The organism is Microbispora sp. NPDC046973, assembly GCF_040644495.1.
Lineage (GTDB): Bacteria > Actinomycetota > Actinomycetes > Streptosporangiales > Streptosporangiaceae > Microbispora.
Map to the genome: position 1 here is coordinate 1 of NZ_JBEYWQ010000020.1, position 22,359 is coordinate 22,359.

At 71.7% G+C, this 22,359-nt stretch carries 20 protein-coding genes; 10 read left to right on the forward strand and 10 right to left on the reverse strand.

Features of this window, described 5'->3' with window-relative positions:
* Positions 1 to 883, reverse strand: an 883-nt coding sequence (locus ABZ860_RS29820) for a non-reducing end alpha-L-arabinofuranosidase family hydrolase (protein WP_357226239.1), incomplete at its 3' end; no start/stop codon positions are given.
* 710 nt (positions 884 to 1,593) lie between these two features.
* A complete protein-coding gene (locus tag ABZ860_RS29825) occupies positions 1,594 to 2,049 on the reverse strand; it encodes a MarR family transcriptional regulator (protein ID WP_357226241.1) in 456 nt (151 codons plus the stop codon).
* Between the two features lie 277 nt (positions 2,050 to 2,326).
* Here ABZ860_RS29825 and ABZ860_RS29830 point away from each other — a divergent pair, with 277 nt between their 5' ends.
* The 3 genes from ABZ860_RS29830 to ABZ860_RS29840 all read left to right on the forward strand — a co-directional run bounded on the left by ABZ860_RS29830 (position 2,327) and on the right by ABZ860_RS29840 (position 5,697).
* On the forward strand, positions 2,327 to 3,754 hold the full coding sequence (locus ABZ860_RS29830; protein ID WP_357226244.1) for an MFS transporter: 1,428 nt from the start codon (positions 2,327 to 2,329) through the stop codon (positions 3,752 to 3,754).
* A 127-nt stretch (positions 3,755 to 3,881) separates the two neighbouring features.
* Positions 3,882 to 4,946 carry an alkene reductase gene (locus tag ABZ860_RS29835; RefSeq protein ID WP_357226247.1) on the forward strand — a complete coding sequence of 355 codons (1,065 nt, stop codon included), beginning with the start codon at positions 3,882 to 3,884 and terminating at the stop codon, positions 4,944 to 4,946.
* Positions 4,947 to 5,043: 97 nt separating this feature from the next.
* Positions 5,044 to 5,697: a methyltransferase domain-containing protein gene (locus ABZ860_RS29840; RefSeq protein WP_357226249.1), complete on the forward strand. Its 654-nt coding sequence runs from the start codon at positions 5,044 to 5,046 to the stop codon at positions 5,695 to 5,697.
* Here ABZ860_RS29840 and ABZ860_RS29845 read toward each other — a convergent pair.
* The 4 genes from ABZ860_RS29845 to ABZ860_RS29860 all read right to left on the reverse strand — a co-directional run bounded on the left by ABZ860_RS29845 (position 5,650) and on the right by ABZ860_RS29860 (position 7,649).
* On the reverse strand, positions 5,650 to 6,393 hold the full coding sequence (locus ABZ860_RS29845) for an AraC family transcriptional regulator (protein ID WP_357226252.1): 744 nt from the start codon (positions 6,391 to 6,393) through the stop codon (positions 5,650 to 5,652). The two genes, ABZ860_RS29840 and ABZ860_RS29845, sit on opposite strands and share 48 nt — an antisense overlap.
* Before the next feature lie 62 nt (positions 6,394 to 6,455).
* A complete protein-coding gene (locus tag ABZ860_RS29850; protein ID WP_357226254.1) occupies positions 6,456 to 7,100 on the reverse strand; it encodes a response regulator transcription factor in 645 nt (214 codons plus the stop codon).
* A 52-nt stretch (positions 7,101 to 7,152) separates the two neighbouring features.
* Entirely contained in the window at positions 7,153 to 7,467 is a 315-nt protein-coding gene (locus tag ABZ860_RS29855; RefSeq protein ID WP_357226257.1) for a hypothetical protein, read from the reverse strand.
* Complete coding sequence (locus tag ABZ860_RS29860) at positions 7,440 to 7,649, reverse strand: hypothetical protein (protein WP_357226259.1); 210 nt, start codon at positions 7,647 to 7,649, stop codon at positions 7,440 to 7,442. Before ABZ860_RS29860 ends, ABZ860_RS29855 begins: the two co-directional genes overlap by 28 nt.
* A gap of 455 nt (positions 7,650 to 8,104) precedes the next feature.
* On the opposite strand from ABZ860_RS29860, the gene ABZ860_RS29865 reads away from it, so the two are divergent.
* The gene (locus ABZ860_RS29865; protein WP_357226262.1) at positions 8,105 to 9,139 is read left to right on the forward strand and encodes a hypothetical protein; all 1,035 of its coding nucleotides are present in this window, start codon (positions 8,105 to 8,107) and stop codon (positions 9,137 to 9,139) included.
* Between the two features lie 160 nt (positions 9,140 to 9,299).
* Positions 9,300 to 10,610, forward strand: a complete 1,311-nt coding sequence (locus ABZ860_RS29870; RefSeq protein WP_357226264.1) for an MATE family efflux transporter — start codon at positions 9,300 to 9,302, stop codon at positions 10,608 to 10,610.
* A gap of 45 nt (positions 10,611 to 10,655) precedes the next feature.
* Here ABZ860_RS29870 and ABZ860_RS29875 read toward each other — a convergent pair whose 3' ends face one another.
* A complete protein-coding gene (locus tag ABZ860_RS29875) occupies positions 10,656 to 11,303 on the reverse strand; it encodes a helix-turn-helix domain-containing protein (protein ID WP_357226267.1) in 648 nt (215 codons plus the stop codon).
* Positions 11,304 to 11,377: 74 nt separating this feature from the next.
* Between ABZ860_RS29875 and ABZ860_RS29880 the strand changes: the two genes are divergently transcribed.
* The 5 genes from ABZ860_RS29880 to ABZ860_RS29900 are packed head-to-tail and all read left to right on the forward strand — an operon-like array spanning position 11,378 to position 19,036.
* The gene (locus tag ABZ860_RS29880; RefSeq protein WP_357226269.1) at positions 11,378 to 12,697 is read left to right on the forward strand and encodes an MFS transporter; all 1,320 of its coding nucleotides are present in this window, start codon (positions 11,378 to 11,380) and stop codon (positions 12,695 to 12,697) included.
* The gene (locus ABZ860_RS29885; RefSeq protein WP_357226272.1) at positions 12,687 to 14,318 is read left to right on the forward strand and encodes a glycoside hydrolase family 13 protein; all 1,632 of its coding nucleotides are present in this window, start codon (positions 12,687 to 12,689) and stop codon (positions 14,316 to 14,318) included. The genes ABZ860_RS29880 and ABZ860_RS29885 overlap by 11 nt, the downstream gene beginning before the upstream one ends.
* Positions 14,315 to 16,354, forward strand: a complete 2,040-nt coding sequence (locus ABZ860_RS29890; RefSeq protein WP_357226274.1) for an alpha-galactosidase — start codon at positions 14,315 to 14,317, stop codon at positions 16,352 to 16,354. Before ABZ860_RS29885 ends, ABZ860_RS29890 begins: the two co-directional genes overlap by 4 nt.
* Positions 16,344 to 18,056: a sugar-binding domain-containing protein gene (locus ABZ860_RS29895; protein ID WP_357226277.1), complete on the forward strand. Its 1,713-nt coding sequence runs from the start codon at positions 16,344 to 16,346 to the stop codon at positions 18,054 to 18,056. Before ABZ860_RS29890 ends, ABZ860_RS29895 begins: the two co-directional genes overlap by 11 nt.
* Positions 18,053 to 19,036, forward strand: a complete 984-nt coding sequence (locus tag ABZ860_RS29900) for a DUF2804 domain-containing protein (protein ID WP_357226280.1) — start codon at positions 18,053 to 18,055, stop codon at positions 19,034 to 19,036. The genes ABZ860_RS29895 and ABZ860_RS29900 overlap by 4 nt, the downstream gene beginning before the upstream one ends.
* Positions 19,037 to 19,188: 152 nt before the next feature.
* Here ABZ860_RS29900 and ABZ860_RS29905 read toward each other — a convergent pair whose 3' ends face one another.
* The 3 genes from ABZ860_RS29905 to ABZ860_RS29915 form a co-directional block, all read right to left on the reverse strand.
* Positions 19,189 to 19,521 (reverse strand): hypothetical protein, encoded by a 333-nt coding sequence (locus ABZ860_RS29905; protein ID WP_357226282.1) that lies wholly within the window; start codon positions 19,519 to 19,521, stop codon positions 19,189 to 19,191.
* A gap of 301 nt (positions 19,522 to 19,822) precedes the next feature.
* Positions 19,823 to 20,740, reverse strand: a complete 918-nt coding sequence (locus ABZ860_RS29910) for a TIGR03619 family F420-dependent LLM class oxidoreductase (RefSeq protein WP_357226285.1) — start codon at positions 20,738 to 20,740, stop codon at positions 19,823 to 19,825.
* A gap of 336 nt (positions 20,741 to 21,076) precedes the next feature.
* Positions 21,077 to 22,252 carry a cellulose binding domain-containing protein gene (locus ABZ860_RS29915; protein WP_357226288.1) on the reverse strand — a complete coding sequence of 392 codons (1,176 nt, stop codon included), beginning with the start codon at positions 22,250 to 22,252 and terminating at the stop codon, positions 21,077 to 21,079.
* Between the last annotated feature and the right edge of the window lie 107 nt (positions 22,253 to 22,359).

Consider the following 22,359-nt stretch of genomic DNA (forward strand, 5'->3'; position numbering starts at 1 on the left):
AGAAGGCGGTCCCGCCCCACTGGTAGGCCAGCACCCAGATGTTCTTGGGAGCGAAGTAGAACAGCGTGGGCGCCACGGTGCCCGAGTTCATCTTGATCTGGGAGGCCGAGCCCATGTCGGACCAGTTCGTGAACGTGCTGAAGCCCATCGAACCCCAGCTCGACCCGTAGTCGTGCGTCGTCGCGTAGACGAGGTGCTTGCCGTTGTAGACGACGTTGGTGAAGTCCTTGAGCGAGACCCACCCCGAAGCCGGATTCGCCAGCGCGCCCGTCGAGGTCCAGCGGTACGTCGACGGAAGATTGCAGGTGCCGGTCGGCGTCACCGACGGGGACGGCGTCGAGCTCGGGCCGCCTCCGGAGATGCTCCACTTCTGGTTGGTCTGCCCGTTGCAGGTCCACAGTTGGACGGCGGTCCCGTTGGCCGTGCCCATGCCGGTCACGTCCAGGCACAGGCCCGACTGCGCGCCTCTGATGGAGCCGTCGGCGTTCTGCTGCCACTTCTGGTTGTTCTGCCCGTTGCAGGACCAGATGACGACCTTCGTGCCGTTCGTGGTGCCCTGGCCGTACGCGTCCACGCACCGCGTGCCGTTGAAGGTCCGCAGCTCACCGGCCGAGGTGAACTCGAACGCCTGGTTCGCCTGACCGCTGCAGTCCCAGATCTGCAGGCCCGTGCCCAGCGCGTCGGTGTTGCCCGCCACGTCCAGGCACCGCCCGGACGCCGCACTCACCAGCGGCGCCGTCGCGGCCGACGCCGGCGCCGACCATGTCATGGTGGCCGCCAGCACCGTTGTCAGCACCGTGGCCAGCACCGCCGCGAGCCGCACGCCGGCGCGGGCCGGCGAACGACGCCGGCCGCTCGTCACACGAATGGGGGGTGAATCCATTGTTTCGTTCTCCTTGGGGGTGAGGGCGTGGCGAAGCGGGCCACGCCAGGGAAAACCGCAGTGGTCTCACGGGGCCGGGCAGGGGCGATGGAAGGTCGATGGCGGCCACGGCGACGAGTCCGCCCCATCACGCGGCGCGTCACCGGTGCACATCACGCCGCTCCGGGGGAAGCGCGGTTGCACCGATCGTCGGCTGGACCGCGCCGTGCCGTCGTCGCGAGCCTGTTATCGCTAACATCGCATCGGCAAATTCGGCTTCCTTTCCTTCGGTCACCCGATGGTGGTGCGACGGAGCGAATACGAGCGGGCGAGCCCCTCAAGAAGCGACCCCCCTCAAGAAGTGAGGCCTGTCAAGAATGCGCCCGCTCCCGATGCCGGCCACGCCCGGACGCGCATGGGCTGGCGCGCAGCTGCGGACCGCCTCCGATCATGGAGACCCTCCTTCCCGGTGGCCGGGCGTGTTAGCGCTCACATCGTGAGTGACGCGAGAGGTCGCGCGCCCACGGTGTCGATGCCAGTGGTAATGGCGGAGCAAACTAGGACGGACGGGGTTACGTCAAGAGGAAGATCGAGAGCTCCGAAGGCGCTTCGACTCCTGGAGCCCTCCCACCTGGGAGTACCGCACCGGCCCGCACCGTGCACGCGACGGCGTGTGATGAAAATTTCAACCGAGTGCGTCGAGGCCGGGAAACGTCCGCGACCGGACCGGGTCAGCTGCCGTGGGGCTGACGGGAGCGCCTGGTGTCCACGTTGGCGGTCAGGGTCGCGAGGATGCCGGGTAGCTCAGCCACCGTCTCAGCGGGCAGGCCGGCGACGGTCTCCTCCGCCAGCGCGCACCACAGCCGCTTGACCTGGTCGGCCAGCGCTCTGCCGCTGTCGGTGAGTTCGACGATGCTGGCGCGCCTGTCGGAGGGCGCGGGTGCGCGGCGGATGTGACCGGAGGCTTCGAGCTTGCGGGTCATGAGCGTGACGCTGGGCGGCTCGCAGCCGAGCGCCTCGCTGAGCTGGGCCTGGATCATCGGGCCGGTCCGGGCGAGTTCGAGCAGGAGCGCCTCCTGCCCCGGGTGCAGGCCGAGCGGGGCCAGCAGCGCGGCGGCCCTGGCCCGGTGGCGCAGGCTCAGCAGGCGGATGGCCTGGTTGAGAGCGTCGGCGCGCTCGAAGTCCATGGAGCCTCCTTGACAAGTTAGTTACGCGCATAATAGTTATTCGCATAACCGATTCTACGGCATCGGGGCTCCGGGCACGACCGTGAAGATCGCGGTCATCCACCAGGGCGAGACGGGCACTCCGCACGCATCCACGCAGGTCGCCGCCGAGGGCGCCCCTCGGCCGAGGGCCTGGCGTGGGCCGACGCGTTCGGGGGCGACCGGGACGCCCGCGCGACCAACGCCGCGACAACCTCCCACGCCGCGTGAGCGGCGGATCGGCAAGGAAGAAGAAGTCATGACAAGCACCAGCACCGCAACGCCAGGGGTCAGACCGCAGGCCGGGCTCGCCTGGTTGGTCCTGTCGCTGGCGTGTGCCTGCCAGTTCATGGTCATCCTGGACGCGTCCATCGTGAACGTCGCCCTGCCCTCGGTCCGCGAGGACCTCGGTTTCACGCCGACCGGCCTGGCCTGGGTGGTGAACGGCTACCTGCTCACCTTCGCCGGCTTCATGCTGCTGGGCGGCCGCGCCGCCGACCTGTTCGGCCCGCGCCGGATCCTGGCCGCCGGACTGTCGCTGTTCTCCGCCGCGAGCCTGGCCGGTGGCCTGGCGACCAGTCCGGAGGTCCTGGTGGCGGCCCGCGTCGCGCAGGGCGTCGGAGCCGCCATGATGGCCCCGGCGACGCTGGCCGTGATCAATACTTTCTTCACCGAGCCGAACGCGCGTGCCAGGGCGTTCGGCGCATGGTCTGCCTCAGGAGGCGTGGGCGGGATGGTCGGCGCGGTCGCCGGCGGCGCCATCACCACCGGCCTGTCGTGGCGGTGGGTCTTCCTCGTCAACGTGCCGATCGGCGCCGTGCTGGTGGTCGTGGCCATGACCTCGCCGGCCGGCACGCGCGCCGGCCGCCGGGAATCGCTCGACCTCACCGGCGCGGTCACGGGGACGACGGGACTGGCCGCGCTGGTCTACGGCGTCATGCAGAGCGCCGATCACGGCTGGACGTCCCTGCCGGTCGTCGCGCCGGTGGTGGCGGGCCTGCTGCTGCTCTTCGTCTTCACGGTCGTGGAGTCGCGTCTCGCCGTACGGCCGATGGTGCCCCTGCGGCTGTTCAGGATCCGGGGAGTGGCCGTCGGCAACGGCATGCTGCTGCTGTTCGGCGGGATCTCCATTGCGATGTGGTACTTCACGTCGCTCTTCCTGCAGAACGTACTCGGCTACAGCGCGCTTCAGGCCGGGCTCGGACAGACACCCGCGGCGGTGGTGTTCGTGCTGATCGCCCGGTTGGCCGCCGCCCTGCTGCCGCGAACCGGTGCGCGCCCCCTGGCGCCGGCCGGCAGCGCCTGTTTCCTGGCCGGGTTCTGCTGGCTCGCCCAGGCTCACACCGGCACCGGCTACGTCACCGGCGTGCTCGGGCCCACGCTGCTCGTCGCGGCCGGCATCGGGCTGACCTTCCCCACCCTCATGGCCGCGGCGACCGCCGACGTTCCCGAGGGCGACGCGGGCACCATCGGCGGCCTGGCCCAAACCGCCGGTCAGGTGGGCGGGTCGATCGGCCTGGCGGTGCTCGCGGCCGTCGCCGGCGCCAGAGCCGCCTCGGAGGCCGGCGCGAGCTCCCCGGCCGCCGCCCTCGCCGCCGGCTACGACCTGGTCTTCCTCGTGGCGGCCGGGCTCGGCCTGGCCATCGCGGTGGTCAGCCTGCTCCTGCCGCGGCACCGGCGCGGCTGACCGCCGGCGACGCCGCGTCCTCACGCGCCGCACCCCCTGTGCCCGTACCCCCTGTGCCCGCACCCCTCTACGTGCGGCCCCACCCACACCGTGCTCAGCACGCCCGACTGATGACGAGGAAGCAGCCATGACCAGCGCATTCGATCCGATCACCGTCGGCGGCACGCGACTCGCGAACCGCATAGCCATGGCGCCGATGACCCGCAGCCGCGCCTACGGCGGGCTGGTGACGGAACTGACGGCGGAGTACTACGCTCAGCGCGCCTCCGCGGGGCTGATCATCACGGAGGGCGTTCAGCCGTCGGTGACAGGTCAGGGGTATCCGTTCACGCCCGGCCTGCACTCCGCCGAGCAGGTCGCCGCCTGGCGCAAGGTGACCGACGCGGTGCACGCCGCGGGTGGAAAGATCTTCGCGCAACTGCTGCACACCGGCCGGATCGGCCACCCCGTCCTGCTGCCCGACGGCCTGGTCCCGGTGGCGCCGTCGCCGGTCGCCGCCCGGGGACAGGTGTTCACGCCCGATGGCGTGAAGGACTTCGTCGTCCCACGCGAGCTGAAGGCCACCGAGATCGAGCAGACCATCGCCGACTTCGCGAGCGCCGCGCGCAACGCCGTCGAGGCGGGCTTCGACGGGGTGGAACTGCACGGCGCCAACGGCTACCTGATCCACCAGTTCCTTGCCCCCAACACCAACCGGCGCACCGACGGCTGGGGCGGGTCGGACTCGGGCCGCATCCGGTTCGCCGTGGAGGTGGTCTCCGCGGTCGCCTCCGCGATCGGCGGCGCCCGCACCGGCCTGCGCCTGTCACCCGGAACGACCAACAACGACATCCACGAACCCGACCCGCATCCCGTCTACCAGGCGCTCGTGCAGCGCACGGCCGCCCTGAACCTGGCGTATCTGCACGTCATGGAGGCCGGCCACCGGGAACTGACCCACGCCATGCGGCGGCGCTTCCCCGGCGCCTTCATCCTCAACCCTCACACCGGGGCCCGCCCGACCGGTCCTGAAGAGCTCACGCTGATCGACGACGGAACCGCGGACCTGATCGCTTTCGGGCGGCTCTTCCTCGCCAACCCCGATCTGCCTCGCCGCCTGGCGACCGGCTCCCCCCTCAACAGCGCAGACCCGGCCACCTTCTACGGCGGCGACGCGACCGGCTACACCGATTACCCGGCTCTGCCCGCCTGACAAGGCCGGGAGACCCGGCCAGGGTGGGCGGCATCCCAGGTCGAGGGTGAGCGGTTCGTTCAAGACCGCACGGTCTCGTGGTGCGAGCCTGCCGTACATGACCGGACAGGCGTTCACTCCCGCGCTGGGCCGCTTCGCGTCCACGCGTTTCTACGATCCCGTCGTCATGCTGACCCGGGAGCGGCTGTGGCGTGCGCTGGCCGTCATGCATGTCGCGCCGCGCCCGGAGGATGTGATCGTCGACGTGGGATGCGGCACCGGGTCCACGGCGCTGTTGCTGAACCGCACCGAGCCGCGGGCGCGGGTGGTGGCGGTAGACCCGGATCAGGGCGTGCTGGCACTCGCCCGGCGCAAGGCCGAAGCCGCCGGGGCGACGGTGCGGTGGGAGGCCGGCATGGGCGACGCGCTGCCGGAGATCGTGGGCGCCGGCGCGGCGGACACGGTGGTGTCCACCTTGGTGCTGCACCAATGCCCGATGGCGGCGAAGCGGGCCATACTCTCCTCGATGCACGCGGTGCTGCGGCCGGGCGGCAGACTCGTGGTCGCCGATTACGGGCTGCAGCGCACCCGGCTGATGCGGCTGGGATTCCGGATGGTGCAGTTCGCCGACGGCGTCGAGGACACCCGCCCGAACGCCGAGGGCGTGCTGCCGGAGCTGATGGCCGAGGCCGGTTTCCGCGAGGTGCGGGAGGCCGAAGTGGTGTCAACGGTCACCGGTTCGATCTCGGTCTACGTGGCCTTCCGGAGGTGACGGGCGCAGCACCGGCAGCACGACCGCCGGAGTCAGCCCCATCATCTCCCGCATCCATCGCGTCAGATGCGCCTGGTCGGCGAACCCGCTCACGGCCGCCGCCTCCGCCAGCGACCGCCCCGCCCGCAGCGCCTCCACGGTCCGGCGCAGCTGGCCCCAGACACGCCAGCGCGTCAGCGGCATGCCCAACTGGCTGCGCGCCAGGCCGCGCAGCCGTTGCGGGGACATGTCCACCCGCGTCGCCAGATCCGGCATCGAGACCGGCCCGTCCGCCAGTGCGTCCATCGCCGCGAGCAGCCGGGGGTCGAGCTCGCCGGACGGTCGCGCGCCCGCGAGGCGGACATCGTCCCCGCCGAGCTCGCGCAGTTCGGGAGCCGCGCTGATCCCGGGGCCGCGGCGCTCGCGCAGCCGGTCGGCGAAGGCGCACTGCGGTTCCACGAAGAAGACGCGCACATCCGTCGTCGCCAACATCCGGTGCGGCACCATGGGCGGCACCACAAGCGCCACGGCGCGGTGGCAGACCCCGGAGGCGTCCACCATGGCGGCTTCGCCCTCCACGGCGATGACGATCTGGAAGGCGGCGTGGCGGTGAAAGCCGCTGTCCCACGACGGCCCCTGATAGAGCGCGTAGCCGTGGCCGACGTCGAAACGCGACGTCGTTCCCGTCCCGGTGCGGGCGACCGCTGCGGGGTTCACAAGCGACTGTGGCCGCGTCGGCTCATCGCTCCTCCTGAATGTCATCGCGTGGCGACAGCCGCTCAGGAGCCGAGGTAGCGCAGGACGGCCAGGACGCGGCGGCTGTAGCCGGTGGTGTGCGACAGCGCGAGCTTGTCGAACAGGGCGTTGACGTGCTTTTCCACCGCGCTCTGCGACACGTGCAGAGACTGGGCGATCGAGGCGTTGGTCAGGCCCTGGGCCATGAGCTCGAGCACCTGGCGCTCGCGGGCGGTGAGCTGGGCCAGCGGGTCGGCGTGGCTGGTGCGCGCGAGCAGCTGGCGCACCACCTCCGGGTCGAACGCCGTGCCGCCCTCGCCCACCCGCTCCAGCGCGTCCAGGAAGTCGCCGACCTGGGCCACGCGGTCCTTGAGCAGGTAGCCGACCCCGTCGATGCTGCCGCTCATCAGCTCGGTGGCGTACTTCTTCTCGACGTACTGCGACAGCACCAGCACCTTGACCTCCGGCCGGCGCCGCCGGATCTCCAGCGCGGCGCGCAGGCCCTCGTCGGTGTGGGTCGGCGGCATCCGCACGTCGACCACCACCGCGTCGGGGCTGTCGCCGTCCACCGCCTCCAGCAGCGCGTCGGCGTCGCCCACCGCGGCCAGCACGTCGTGGCCTTCCTCCTTGAGCAGCCGCACCAGGCCCTCGCGCAACAGAGCCGAGTCCTCGGCCAGCATCACGCGCACGGCGGCTCCGTCTCGATCACGGCCGGCCCACCGCCGGTGGCATCGGCTCCACTCATGCCGTCGTCCTCCACTCGCACGCTGACCATCCTGCCGCCGGGAGGCGGGCGGCGGCGCCCACGATGACGGCGGGCAGGCCCGACGGGCCGCATCCCCCTACATGCCGCCCCCTGCGCCGCTCACTCAGCCGTACGCCGACGAAGACCAGCACGGCCAGCACCACCGCGGCGACGACGGCGTTCGTGCCCACGTCGACGTACTTCCGCACCAGCGACCAGTTCTCGCCGAGCGTCCAGCCGGTCAGGACGAAGACGGTGTTCCAGAGCAGGCTCCCGGCCGTGGTCAGCAGCGTGAAGACGCCCAGCGGCATGCGCTCCACCCCCGCGGGCACGGAGCGGCGACCAGGTCCATCTCGCCCCGGGAGGCGGTGAAGCCGGCCAGCGGCAGGATGACCTCGCTGGGGAGGGGCGGGAAGAGGTTCTCCAACGCGATCGCGATGCCGGCTCCCGGCGCGCCGAGCATCTCCATCAGGTGAATCAGCCATTCCGTCATGCGCCCGAGACTAGGAATGATCAGGGTCGAGTCACCATGAGGCAGGTGGCCGTCCGGAGGTGCGGGAAACCACACCCGGGAACGCGTCGCCCTCGGCCCGTCGCCCGCTCCATCGCGTGGCCGTCTCAGATGATGTCCGAATCTCAAATCGGTTTATCCCCTGCGACCTGCCGAAAGCGATCGGGCCGCCTCGAGGCCGCGGATTCGCCCGCATGGATTCGGCAGGTATGGGGAAGGTCTCCACAATCCCTCGGAAGTGACACGGTTTGACAACAATTTTCCGGTCACTTCAGTCGGGTATCGGGGCCGAGCGCTCCGGTACGACCGCCGCCCCGTTCGGCGGAGCCCATCGGATCGAACGATACGGAGGAACGGTGAAGCCGACCAACCCCCACCGCCTGGCAAAAGGACTGTTGTCCGGACCGGGCGGGCCGCGCCGGCGCATCTCCCAACCCATGATCCTCGCGACCGCGTTCGTGCTGACGGCGTCCGTCGGCGTCGGAGCGACGGCGGCCTCCGCCGCCACCCCCGTCACCCCGCCGGGCGAGACTTCGGATCCTGTCGTGACGGCCACCGTGACGATCACGCCGACGGCCGGCCAGGCCGAGACCGCCACCGACGCCCTCGCGGCGACGCCCACCCCCGAGGTGCCCATGGTGGGCCCGTTCCTCGGTGCGCTGCACGGCGAGGTGGTCGTGCCGGCCAAGGACGGGTGCGGCACCGTCACGGTGTTCACCCAGACCGGACAGGCCGTCGCGGTGACGGATGACTCGGTCACGGTACGGAGCCAGGACGGCTTCGAGCGGACGTACGCGATCGGCGACGCCACCCGGGTGCTCACCGGCCGCCGGGGTGGCGAGATCCGGCAGGACGCCTGGATCTCGGTGATCGCGACTGTCCAGCCGGGCACGCCGGCCCCCGCCCCGCAGAGCCCGGCTCCGGCTCCGTCCGCCACACCGACGGCTCCCGAAACCACGCCCACGGCTCCGGAAACCACGCCCACGGCTTCCCAGACCACGCCGACGGCTCCCGGGGCCTCGCCGACGCTCTCGGAAGGCACACCGGCTCCCTCCGAGGGCACGCCGACGCCTGCGGAGAGCACCCCCGCTCCCCTTCCGACCGAGACCGCGACGGCTCCCGCTCCGCCCGGCGAGACGAACGCGGCTCCCCCGCAGACCGAGGAGACGACGCCCGCCGCCCCTCAGGGGGAGACGGCGGCGGCCGCCTACGTCTTCGACCTCTCGCGGCCGAGCAAGCGACTGTGGTATTTCGGCAAGAACTCGCCGTACTCCCTGAAGTGGCCCTCGGGGAAGCCCGCCTGGCGCACCCCCGAGCCCTGTCCGACGCCGACGGCCGTCCCCACGCCACCGCCGGCCGCGACACCCGACCCGGCCACGCCTCCCGCGGAGAGCGCGCCTCCCACGCAGACCGCGGCGCCCTCCCCCGAGCCCACGCAGACCGGCACGGCGACCCCGGCTCCCACGTCCTGACCGGCCGACCGTGAGACCGGCCCTCGCCTCCCCGGCGGGGGCCGGTGCTCGTTGTGCGGCGCATCCCGCTCAACTTGTTGCGAATAACTTGCAATAGCAAGAAGATTGCGACTGGTACGGCGACGAGAGGGTACGCCGGCCGGCCTTCCTGGAGGAACGCATGGGTGAGCACGTGGGCCGGGCCCCGCTGGGGCAGATACTCACGCTCGCCGCGCCCGCGCTCGTGGTCCTGGCCGCCGAGCCGCTCTATCTGCTCGTGAACACGGCCATGGTCGGCCATCTCGGCGCGGTGCCGCTCGCGGGGCTGTCGGTCGGCGGCATCGTGCTGGCGCAGATCTCCTCGCAGATGACGTTCCTGTCCTTCGGCACGACCGCCCGCGCGGCCCGGCTGCACGGCGCCGGCCGCCGGGCGGACGCCGTGTCCGAGGGGGTGCAGGCGACCTGGCTCGCCGCGATCGCAGGGCTGGTGATCACCATGGCGGGACAGCTGCTCGCCGCGCCGGTCGCCGGTCTGCTCACCGGTGACGGCCGGGTCGCCGACGCCGCGGAGAGCTGGCTCAGGATCGCCCTGCTCGGTGCTCCGCTGATCCTGGTCACCATGGCCGGGAACGGCTGGATGCGTGGTGTGCAGGACATGCGGCGCCCGCTGCGCTACGTGCTCGCGGGCAACGTGATCTCCACCGCTCTGTGCCCGGCGCTGGTGTTCGGGCTGGGCTGGGGGATCGACGGCTCGGCGGTCGCCAACGTGGCCGGGCAGCTGATCTCCGCGAGCCTGTTCGTGCGGGCGCTGCGGGCCGAGGGCGTGCCGCTCGCCCCGGTTCCGGGTGCGATGCGCGCCCAACTCGGCCTGGCGCGCGACCTGGTGCTGCTCGGCCTGGCCTTCCAGGCGTGCTGGGTGTCGGCGACCGCGGTCGCCGCCCACACCTCCGCCGCGGCGGCCGGCGCCCACCAGGTGGTGTTCCAGCTGTGGATGTTCCTGGCCTTCGTCCTCGACGCGCTGGCCATCGCCGCCCAGGCGTTGGTCGGGGCCGCGCTCGGCGCGAACGACGCGGAGCGGGCGCGCCGCCTGGCCCGGCAGGTGACGGGCTGCGGGCTGGTCTTCGGAACCCTGCTCGGCGTGGTGTTCGCGGCGCTGGCCGGTTTCCTCCCGCACGTGTTCACCTCCGACCCGGCGGTGCTGGCCGAGATGCCCCGGGCGTGGTGGTTCTTCGTCGCGCTGCAACCGATCGGCGGTGTCGTGTTCACGCTGGACGGAGTGCTGCTCGGCGCCGGGGACGCCGCATACCTGCGTACGGCGACGGCGACCGGGGCGGTGCTGGGGTTCCTGCCGGCGGTGTGGGCCTCGCTGCGGTTCGGCTGGGGGCTGGTGGGAATCTGGTCGGGGTTGTCGGCCTTCCTGCTGATTCGAATGACCACCGTGCTGGCCAGGCTGCGCTCCGGCCGATGGGCGGTGCTCGGCGCCGTACGGTGATCCGGGCGCGAACGGCCCGGTCTCCCTATCGACGCGCTAGGGTCGTCAGCCGGGCGAGGACACGTCGGCGAAGTAGGCCCTCAGGAGCCTGCGCCCCTGCTCGATCATCGCGGGGTCGCCCTCGCGTGAGGTCGTGAAGGCGAGCTGGAGTGCGGCCGCGGTGGCCTGGATGGCCAGCCGCATCACACGATAGGGATCGGGCAGCGGCGGCAGCCCGGCCTCGTCCAGGGCGAAGTGGTAGAGCCGCTCGGCCAGCACGTCGCCGCCCTCCTTCGCCTCGCCCTGGGGCAGGAACGTCGGCCCGCCCGGCCGGGTGTCGGCGAAGTCGACCACGGTGTACCCGGGGACGGTCCTGCGCATCTCGACCGTCTCGGTCAGGACGAGCTCCGCCGCGCGCGGCCAGGTGAGCGCGCCCTCCGTGCCCTCCGCGACCTCCTGGGCCACCCTGCGGCGCAGCCGCACCAGCAGCAGCTCCAGGTTGCGCAGTGCCAGCTCGCGCAGCATCCCGGGCTTGCCGTCGAAGAACTGGTAGATGGTGCCGCTCGGCACCTCGGCCCGCCTGGCGACGTCGACGATGGTCAGCGCGTCGAGGCCCACCTCGTCGAGGAGGCGGGCACAGGCGTCGAGGATGCGCTCGACCCTGTCGATGCTGCGCTTTTGGACCGGCCGCCGCCGGACGCCGGGATTGTCCACCGATCAGTCTTAACATAACGCCCTGTCATGTTCTAACGTGGCACCTTCTCATGTTTTGAACCTCAAGGACTCACATGGACGAGGTGCGCGTCACGCCCGCCCAACGGGTGACCACCGGCTGGATGACCCTGCTGGCGCTCGCCCAGATGGGCGTCATCATGGCGATGACCGTCGGCAACCAGATCCTGCTGCCCTCCCATGTGGCACGCATCGACCCGGCGCACAAGGAGGCGTCGCTGGCGACCGTGTTCGCCGTCGGCGCCGTCTGCACGATCATCGCCAACCCGCTGTTCGGCGCCATGTCCGACCGGACCCGTTCCCGGTTCGGCCGGCGCCGCCCCTGGATCGTGGGGGGAGCGCTGGTCTGCGCCGCGTCCCTGGTGTTCCTCGCCTGGCAGGAGTCGCTGGCCGGGCTGGTCGCCGGGTGGGCGGTGGCCCAGCTGGCGTTCACCGCCGCCCTGGCCGCGGCCATCGCCACCGTGCCCGACCAGGTGCCCGTCCGGCAGCGGGGCAAGGTGTCCGCGCTGGCGGGCGTGGGCCAGCTGACCGGACCGCTGCTGGGCGGGGTCGTGGCCACCGTCCTGCTGACCGGCGCGAAGGCCGGGTTCCTCGCGATGGCGGCGCTGATCCTGCTGCTCGTGCTGCCGTTCGGCCTGTTCACCCGCGAACCCGCGCAGATCCCGCCCGCCGCCGTCACCGTCGCGACCCCGCAGGCGCCCCCGGCCGCGCCCGTCGCCGGCCTCCCGCGTACGGCGCAGTCGCCGCCGTTCGACCTGCGGTCCTTCCTGCGCGGCCTGTGGGTGAGCCCGCGCAGGCATCCCGACTTCGCGTGGGCCTGGACGAGCAGGCTCATGATCACCCTCACGCTCGCGATGGCGATCGGCTATCTGCAGTACTACCTGCGGGACGCGGTCCACTACGAGCGGCTCTTCCCCGAATCGACCGTCGAGCGGGGCGTCGTGGTCCTCGTGGCGGTGTTCACGCTGAGCAGCGTCGTGCCGACCCTGCTCGCGGGCTGGCTGTCCGACCGGTACGGCAGCCGCAGGCCCGCGGTCTTCGCCGGCGGCCTCACGATGGCCGCGTCGGGACTGGTGCTGACGATCCTCACCAGCTGGACCGCCGCCATCGCGGCGTCCGTGCTGCTCGGCGCGGGCTACGGCATGTTCGCCGCCGTCGACCAGGCGATGGTCACCCAGTTGCTGCCCACGGACGCCGACCGGGCCAAGGACCTCGGCATCGTCAGCCTGGCCAACTCCGCGTCCAACACACTCGGCCCGGTGATCGCCGCACCCCTGGTCACCTCGGCCGGCGGTTATCCCCTGATGTACGGCGTGGCGGCGGGCTTCGCCACGCTCGGGGCCTGTCTGATCTGGAGGATCCGCGGTGTCCGCTGAAACCGAGAGCCCCGCCCAGCCGTACGACCAGGGCGCCTGGTGGCGCGACGCGGTGGTCTATCAGGTGTATCCGCGCAGCTTCGCCGACGTGAACGGCGACGGCGAAGGGGACCTGCCCGGCGTGCTGTCCCGCCTCGGCCACCTGGCCGACCTGGGGGTGGACGCGATCTGGCTGAGCCCGTTCTATCCTTCGCCGCTGGCCGACGGCGGCTACGACGTGGCCGACTACTGCGACGTCGATCCCCGTTATGGCACGCTGGCCGACTTCGACGCGCTCGTGACGGCGGCCGCGGCGAAGGACATCAAGGTGATCGTCGACATCGTCCCCAACCACTGCTCGGCCGAGCATCCGTGGTTCCGTGCGGCACTGGCCGCCGGCCCCGGCGGTCCCGAGCGCGAGCGGTTCGTCTTCCGCGACGAGCCGAACAACTGGCAGTCGGTGTTCGGCGGCCCGGCCTGGACCCGGGTGCCCGACGGGCAGTGGTACCTCCACTTGTTCGACTCCGGGCAGCCCGACTGGAACTGGCGCCACCCGGACGTGGTCGCCATGTTCGAGCGCGTGCTGCGGTTCTGGCTGGACCGGGGCGTGGCCGGGTTCCGGATCGACGTGGCCGGCATGCTGTTCAAACAGGAGGGCCTGCCCGACGTGGTCCCGGGCAGCCAGGGCGGCCCGCTCACCCTCGGTCACACCTCGATGCCCTACGAACACCAGCCGGAGCTGCTCGAGCTCTACCGGTCCTGGCGGAAGATCCTCGACTCCTACCCCGGCGATCGGGGCACCGTGGCGGAGATGTGGTTCGGCGACCCCGACCAGGCCAGGCCCTATCTGACGGGAGACGGGCTGGCCCAGCTGTTCGGCTTCGGGCTGATGCCGGCCCCGTGGTCGGCCGAGGAGTTCCGTACGGTGATCGACGCGTCGCACCGGCTCGCGCGGGAGACGGGCGGGTCGATCCCGTGGGTGCTGGGCAACCACGACGTGCCGCGCATGGTGACCAGGTTCGGCGTCGACCAGGACCTCGTCCGCGCGCCGACCCCGGAGGTGCTGCTCGGCCGGATGGACGTCGACGTCGAGCTGGGCACCCGGCGCGCACGCGCGGCGGCGCTGCTGCTGCTCGCCCTGCCCGGTGGGGCCTACATCTACCAAGGGGACGAACTGGGCCTGCCGGAGCATCTCGCCATTCCGGACGAGGCCCGGCAGGACCCCATGTTCGAGCGCACGCTGCGCGCCTTCATCGGCAGGGACGGCTGCCGGGTGCCCCTCCCCTGGTCGGGCACGGCTGTGCCGTACGGGTTCGGAGCGGGCGGCACCTGGTTGCCGCAGCCGGAGGACTGGGCGGCGCTGACCGTGGCCGCGCAGCGGGACGACCCCGGCTCGACGCTGAACCTCTACCGCGCCGCGCTCGCCATCCGGCGCGATCACCCGGCGCTCGGCAACGGCGACCTGACCTGGCTGGACGCGCCTCCCGGCGTGCTGGCCTTCGCCCGCGACCCCGGCTTCACGCTCATGGTGAACTTCGGCGCGGAGCCGGTGCCCCTCGCCTGGCACCACGACGTGCTGCTCGCCAGCGGACCCCTTGAGGGCGACCTGCTGCCGCCCGACACCGGAGTGTGGCTGTCGTGATCGATCATGAAGAACCCGGACTGTGGCTGCTCACCACCCCGTCCAGCGCGTACGCCGTGCGGCTCGGGCCGGACGGCGCGCCACGCTGCGCGCACTGGGGGCCACGGCTCACGCTCGACCAGGCCCGCGCGCTGCCCGCCGGGCCCGAGGAGCTGCCCGTCGAGGGCGGCGACCGGTTCGGCGTGGCCGGCCTGCAGGTCAGGCATGGCGACGCCGTACGCGGGGTCGAGTGGCGTCATCTCGGTCATGACATCGAAGGCGGCGACGCCGACGGCGGCCGCCTGACGATCCGGATGGCCGACCGGCACTACCCGCTGGAGATCGACCTGCATTACCTGGTCAGGCCGGACAGCGACGCCGTCGACCGCTGGACGACGCTGCGCAACACGGGCGACGGGCCGATCACGGTCCTGCGCTGCGACTCGGCGGCCTGGGCGGTTCCGCGGCGCGAGGACTACCGGCTGACCCACGTCACCGGCGAGTGGGGCGCGGAGTTCCAGGTCCGGCGTACGGCACTGGCGGTGGCCGAGACCGTGCTGACCAGCAGGCGCGGGCACAGCGGCCACCACGCCAACCCGTGGGTGGTGATCGACGCGGGCGACGCGACCGAGGATCGCGGCGAGGTGTGGAGCGCCGCCCTCGCCTGGAGCGGGAGCTGGCGCATCACCGTCGAACGCGACCACGACGGCCGTGCCCGCTGGAGCGGCGGGTTCGGGCACGAGGGGGTGACCTGGCGGCTCGGGCCCGGCGAATCCCTGGAGACGCCCGCGTTCACCGGGGTCTATTCGGCCGAGGGATTCGGCGGGATCAGTCATCGGTGGCACGACCACGTCCGCCGCCACGTGCTGCCCGCGCCCGGCCGGGTCAGGCCGGTGGTCTACAACTCGTGGGAGGCGACCGGGTTCGACGTCTCCGAGGCCCAGCAGATGGGGCTGGCCGAGCTCGCCGCGGGCATCGGCGTGGAGCTGTTCGTGATGGACGACGGCTGGTTCGGCGGCCGCACGGGCGTGTTCGCGGGCCGTACGGGCGAGACGGCGGGCCTGGGCGACTGGTGGCCGAACCCCGGCCGGTTCCCCGACGGCCTCACCCCGCTGATCGACCACGTGAAGCGGCTCGGCATGAGGTTCGGCCTGTGGGTGGAGCCGGAGTCGGTCAATCCCGACAGCGAGCTCTACCGCACGCGCCCCGAGTGGGTGGTGCGTCAGCCGAACCGGCGCGCGACCGAGGTGCGCGACCAGCTCCTGCTCGACTTCTCCCGGGACGACGTGGCCGAATGGGCGTACGACCGGCTGGACGAGCTGCTGACCCGCAACGACATCGCGTTCCTGAAGTGGGACATGAACCGGCCGATCACCGAGGCCGGCGACGAGGTGTGGGTGCCGTACATCAGGAACGTGTACGCCGTGATGGACCGGCTGCGGGCGGCCCACCCGCAGCTGATGATCGAGGGCTGCGCGAGCGGCGGGGGCCGCGCCGACCTCGGGATGCTCGCCCGCACCGAGCAGATCTGGACCTCCGACAACACCGACGCCGCCCAGCGGATCGCGATCCAGCACGGCTTCGGCCAGGTCTACCCGGCCTGCGCGATGGGCGCCTGGGTGACCGACAGCCCCAACGCGCTCACCGGCAGGCCGACCCCGCTCGCCTTCCGCTTCCACGTCGCGATGTCGGGCGCGCTCGGCATCGGCGGTGACCTGGCCCGCTGGAGCCCGGCCGACCTGGAGCAGGCGAAACACCTCGTCGAGCAGTACAAGCGGATCCGCCCGGTCGTCCACGAGGGCCGGATGGACCGCCTCGCCGACTGGGCCGTGCAGTACACCCTCGATCCGCACGTCGTGGTGCTCTCCTGGCGGCCGACCACGCTGGTCCGCGTGACCGCCCCCGTACGGCTGAGGGGCCTGGATCCGGACGGCACCTACCGGGACGAGGACACCGGGGAGACGCACCACGGCGGGCTGCTGATGAGTAGCGGGCTGCCCCGGCCGTGGCCGTTCGACGCCACCAGCGAACTGAAGAGGCTCACCCGTGTCGGATGAACCGCTCCCGGAGTATCCGCGGCCCCAGCTCGTCCGCGACAGCTACCTCAACCTCAACGGCCGCTGGCAGTACGCCATCAGGGACTACGCCCCCGAGACGTACGACGGCGAGATCCTCGTGCCGTACTCGCCGGAGGCGCCGCTGTCGGGGGTGAACCGGCAGCTGCTCCCCGGGGAGACCCTCTGGTATCGGCGCCGGTTCGACCTGCCGGAGGGCTTCGCCGACCGCCCCGGCGAGCTGCGCGGCCGCGTGATCCTGCACTTCGGCGCGGTCGACCAGACCTGCCGGGTGTGGGTCAACGACGACGAGGTCGGCGGTCACACCGGCGGCTACCTGCCGTTCTCGTTCGACGTCACCGACGCGCTGCGTCCGTCGGAGAACATCCTGGTCGTCGCCGTGCGGGACGACACCGGGAACGGCTCGCGGGGCAAGCAGCGGCTGCGGCGCGGCGGCATCTGGTACACGGCGCAGTCAGGCATCTGGCAGACGGTCTGGGCCGAGCGCGTGCCCGAGGTCCACGTCGAACGGCTCACGCTGACCCCACTGCTCGACGACTCGTGCGTGGAGGTGACGGTCCACGCGTCCGGAGGGGAGGCCGGGGAGGCGCGCGTCGAGATCTCGGCGGGCGACGAAACGGTCGCGCGGGTCACGGTGCCGGCCGGGCGGCCGGTGCGCGTCCCTCTGCCCGAGGTGCGCGCCTGGACCCCCGAGGACCCTCATCTGTACGACGTCACCGTCACGCTCGGCGCGGACCGCGTGCGGAGCTACTTCGGCATGCGCTCCTTCTCGGTGGGGCCCGACGCCGACGGCGTCCCCCGGCTGCTGCTGAACGGCCGGCCGTACTTCCACGCCGGCGTGCTCGACCAGGGCTACTGGCCGGACGGCCTCTACACGCCGCCGTCGGACGAGGCGATGATCCACGACATCGCCACGATGAAGCGGCTCGGCTTCACGATGCTGCGCAAGCACATCAAGATCGAGCCGCTGCGCTGGTATCACCACTGCGACCGGCTCGGCATCCTCGTCTGGCAGGACATGGTGAACGGCGGGGAGCCGTACCGTCCCTGGGTCGTCACCACGCCGGCGTTCCTGCCCGCCGTCCGGCTGGACGACCGCCGCCACCGCCGGTTCGGCCGGGCCGACGCGGCGGGGCGTACGGCGTTCGAGGCCGAGATGCGCGCCACGGTCGAGCACCTGCGCAACGTGGTGAGCCTGGCGGTCTGGGTGCCGTTCAACGAGGGCTGGGGCCAGTTCGACGCCGCGCGGATCGCCGGGGAGCTCGCCCGGCTCGACCCGACGCGTACGGTCGACCACGCCAGCGGCTGGCACGACCAGCGCGCGGGCGACCTGCGCAGCCTGCACGTCTACTTCCGCCGGTTCCGCCCGCCGCGGCCCGACGGCCGGGTGCTCGTGCTGTCCGAGTACGGCGGGTACGGCCTGCGGGTCGAGGGCCACGTCTGGGGCGAGAAGGAGTTCGGCTACCGGCGCTACCGTTCGGCGGAGGCGCTCGGCGAGGCGTTCGCCCGGCTGCACGAGGAGCAGATCATCCCGGCTGTCGCGCGCGGCCTGAGCGCGACCGTCTACACCCAGGTGTCCGACGTCGAGGACGAGATCAACGGCCTGTTCACCTACGACAGGGCGGTGCTCAAGCTTCCCGAGGAACTCGTACGCTCGATCACGGAAAGGCTCAGGTTCGCATGACCACGCACGAGCGGGAGATCACCGAGCCGGTCGACCTGTGCCTGCCGGACGGGCGGCTCAACCCCGGCGCGGTCGGCTGGAGCCGCCGTCCGCTGCACCGGGGCAACCTGCGCGGCTGGGGCCGGCGCAAGCGCTGGGAGTACTGGGGGATCGTCACCCCCCGCCACATCGTCGGCCTGGTCGCGTCGTCGCTGGACTACGCCGCGGTGAACGGGGTGTACGTGCTCGACCGCGACACCCGCGTGGAGACCGCCAGGGACGTCGTGGTGCCGCTGGCCCGCGGCGCCGTCTTCCCCGACCGCAGCGGCGCCGGGACGGCGTCCGTACGGGGCGGCGGTGTGACGATCGACATCGAGCAGGGCGCGTCCGGCACCGCGATCCGGGCTGCGGCGCCCGGCGTCGAGCTCGACCTGGAGGTGCCGCTGCCCGAGGGTCACGAGTCGCTCGGCGTAGTGGTGCCGTGGGGGCCGAACCGGTTCCAGTACACGGTGAAGGACGTCGGCCGTCCGGTGCGCGGACGGCTGCGGCTGGAGTCGGCCGAGTTCATCGTCGACGAGGCGGACTCGTTCGCCGTGCTCGACCACGGCCGGGGGAAGTGGCCCTACTCGATCACGTGGAACTGGGCGGCGGGTAGCGGGCCCGGCCGGGCGATCCAGCTCGGCGGCAAATGGACCGACGGCACCGGTTCGACGGAGAACGCCCTGTTCGTCGGCGGCCGCCTGCACAAGATCGGTGACGAGCTGGAGTGGTCGTACGACCGCGCCGACTGGCTGCGCCCGTGGCGGATCACCGGCCCGCGCGTGGAGGTGGAGTTCCACCCGTTCCACGAGAAGGTGGCCCGCACCGAGCTCGGCCTGGTGGGCAACGAGACGCACCAGTGCTTCGGCCGCTTCTCGGGGCGGGCCCGGGCCGACGACGGCGCCTGGGTGGACCTCGACGGCCTCACCGGCTGGGCCGAGGAGGCCCGCAACCGCTGGTGATCCTCGCGGCCCGCGGGCCGGGGGCGGCCTTCGCGCCCCTCCACGTACGTCGAAAAGCCTGGGCTCCGGCGGATCGGTCGCCGGAGCCCTTGTCCCTGCTCCGCGGAATGAATCGCTTCCGGCGTCATTCCGCAGGCCGTCAGGCCGGCCTTCTAATTGACGCAGGCGACCAATTCGGGGAGTACGTTGGAGCAGTGACCCGCGACGCAGACGTCCCAGAGGATGTCGTCGAGGTCCGAGCGGGAGCAGTTGTTCCGGGAGCAGTCGTTCCGGAAGCAGTCGGTCTGGAAGGGCGCGTTCCTGAAGCAGGTGTTTTCGAAGGTGTTGTTGAACCCGTTGTCGAACTCGTTGGTACACGGGTTGGTACAACCCCAGCCAGTTGGGGCGGTCGACGCGCTCGCGGCCGTGGCGCCCGCGGCGAGGGCACCACCGCCGAGCGCGGTGGAAAGGGCGAGTCCGGCGATGACCTTCTTGAGCTTGGGCATTTCGTCCCCCTCTAAAGGATCAACTGCCTAATGTGTGCGTCATTCCCTAATAACCTGGAATGTCGCTAATGACCGTTAAGTGGTCATTGCCCCGCGACGTCATTGTTTCCCGGCGGAACGGGCGACAAACGGCGATCTACGGTGTTTAATACCTATTGTCCCGTTAAGAGCATTCGCAGAGCACTTATGTCGCCTTTATCCCGGAATGTCCGATTTCGACTCTGCCTGCATGGGAGCACGCTTCAACGCACGTCGTGCTCCTCGCCGAGGACGACGTCCCCCTCGGAGGCGGATCGCGGTCTCAGCCCGCCTGCAGCATGGTGAGCAGGGCGTGTGCGACGTCGAGGAACCGCTCACGCGATGAGGTCGTCGTCTGAAGATCGACGAACGCCTCGTGAGCCCCGGCCTCGGCGAGGGTCAGCAGATAGTCGGCGACCTGCCGTACGGTTCCCGCGTGCGGCACCTGGCCGGCGGGCGCCGGCGAGTCGGTGATCTCCGGATTGACCCGCACCACCATGCGCAGAGCGGACGGATCCCGGCCCGCGCGGGACGCGGCCTCCAGCGCCAGGCCCCACAGGGAGGTCAGGTAGGACATCGGCATGGCCGCACTCAGCCAGCCGTCGGCCCGCCGGCCGACCCTCTCCAGCGCCGGAGGCGTGTACCCGGCGAGCAGGATCGGAGGGCGCGGCCGCTGGCAGGGCTTGAGGTCGATGTGCGACGGCGGCACCGTCCACAGCGCGCCCTTGTGCTCGACCACCTCACCGGTCCAGACGGCCTCCAGCAGGTCGAGCGTCTCCTCCAGCCGGTCTCCCCTCCCCCTCCAGGGCACCCCCGCCGCGGTGTACTCGTCGCGAAGCCAGCCGAGGCCGATGCCGACGTCCAGCCGTCCGTGACTCAGCAGGTCGAGCGAGGTCAGCGTACGGGCGAGCAGGACGGGCGGCTGCCACAGCGCGTTGAGCGTGCTGGTCCCCAGCCGGATCCCGCGCGTGGCGACGGCGGCCAGGGTCAGTGCGGTGAGCGGGTCGAAGAAGGTCCCGAAGGCCGGGGGGATCGTCCCGTCTCCTCCGGGATAACGATCGCTGGGCGCCAGCGGGACCAGGATGCGGTCGCCCGCCCACAGGCTGTCGTAGCCCATCGCTTCGAGATCCGCGCTCGCCTGCCGGATGAACTCCGGGTCGGCGAACGCGCCGTACTGGGGGACCGTGTATCCGAGCCGCATAAGCGTTTCCTTCGCGTCGCGCCGGTAAGAGATCGCCCTGATCGGGCGACGGCGGAGACGCTAGGAAAGCCCGCTTGCGGAAAACTTGGACAAGCCGAGATCCGGGTCCAAGAGCGCCCCAAGGCTGGGGTTACCTGCCGGCCGTGGTCGAAACCGGCACTACGCCGGTTCCTGGGTGACCATGTGCGGGGCGGCCGCCCTGCCGTGACTCGCCCTCTCCTTCGCTGTCGCCGTCCGGGCGTCCACCCGGCCCTCACCCATGCGTCGATCGGGAGGGGGCCGGGAGGACATCATTCCGGGCGGATCGAGGGCTCGTTCGCCGGACGGTCCGGCGGGTCAGCCGGTGGCGCAGGCGCTTCCGTTGAGTGTGAAGGCCGTGGGAGACGGGTTGGCGCTCCCGGAGTACGCGCCGTTGAAGCCGATCCGGACGGTCTGACCGGGATCGATGGTCTTGTTCCAGTTGAGGCTGGTGGCGGTGACGCTCGTGCCCGACTGGGCCCAGGTGGCCGACCAGCCCGTGGTCACGCGCTGGGAGTCGAGCGGGAACGCGAACTGCAGCCGCCATCCGGTGATCGGCGTGCTGCCCGTGTTCTTGATGACGACGTCGGTGGTGAAGCCGCCCGGCCAGCTCTTCGCCGTGTAGGTGACCGCGCAGGTGGACGGCGGCGTCTCGGACGGGGTCACCGAGGCCGACGGCGACGGTGATTGCGACGTCGGCGACCCCGGGTAGCCGGGGACGGTCACCGCGTTGGACGGCCCGCTGATGTTGCCGGCCGCGTCGATCGCCACCATCTGGAACGTGAAGGGCCCGTCGCCCAGGATCGACGCCATGGTGCGCGGAAGAGCGCTGTAGCCCGCGTACTCCCATGCGGTCGAGGAGCGGCGGAACACGTACCAGGTGGCTGTTCCGAGCGGATCGTCGGACGCCCAGATCAGCGCGGTGTACTCCGGCGCCGGCCCGGTGCCTGAGCGCAGGTCGTAGGGCGCGGAGGGCGGTGTCGTGTCCACTCCCGGGGACGGGCTGGGGGCAGGCGGCTCGGTCATGGCCCGGGCACGGGCCAGGAGGCTGGGCACGCTCCTGTTGCCGGCGGCGTCCGTGGCGACGACGTAGAACAGGTAGTCGCGCCCGGCTGTGAGGCCGCTGACGAGGGCGGTGACCTGGGTCGCGGAGGAGGTGTTCACGGACGCGGTGACACGGGTGAAGGCGTCGTTCGTCGCGCCCTTGGTCCAGGCGTACACCTCGTATCCGGTGACGGCCACGTCGTCGGTGGACGGCGTCCAGGCGAGGCTCACCGTGCCGTTGACGTAGGCGGTGGGCCCGAGGGTGAGCCCGCCCGGTGTGCTGGGCGGGGTGGTGTCGGCGCTGGCGACGACGGTCCGCGACGTGCCGGAGACGGCACCGGAGGCGGCTGTGAGTCCCGCGCCGAGCACAGCCGCCGTGGCGGTGGCGGCGCAGCACGCGAGCAGGATGCCGCCGCGGACGGCGGGCCCGAGGGGACGGGAAACGGGCATTGGCAACCTTTCTCATCGGGGCGGCCGGGCCTTCGCTGGCCGGGCCGTGCGCGCCGAATCCAGGAGCAGGTCGTGCGGCCGGACTACCGGGGCGGCGATCGGAGGCC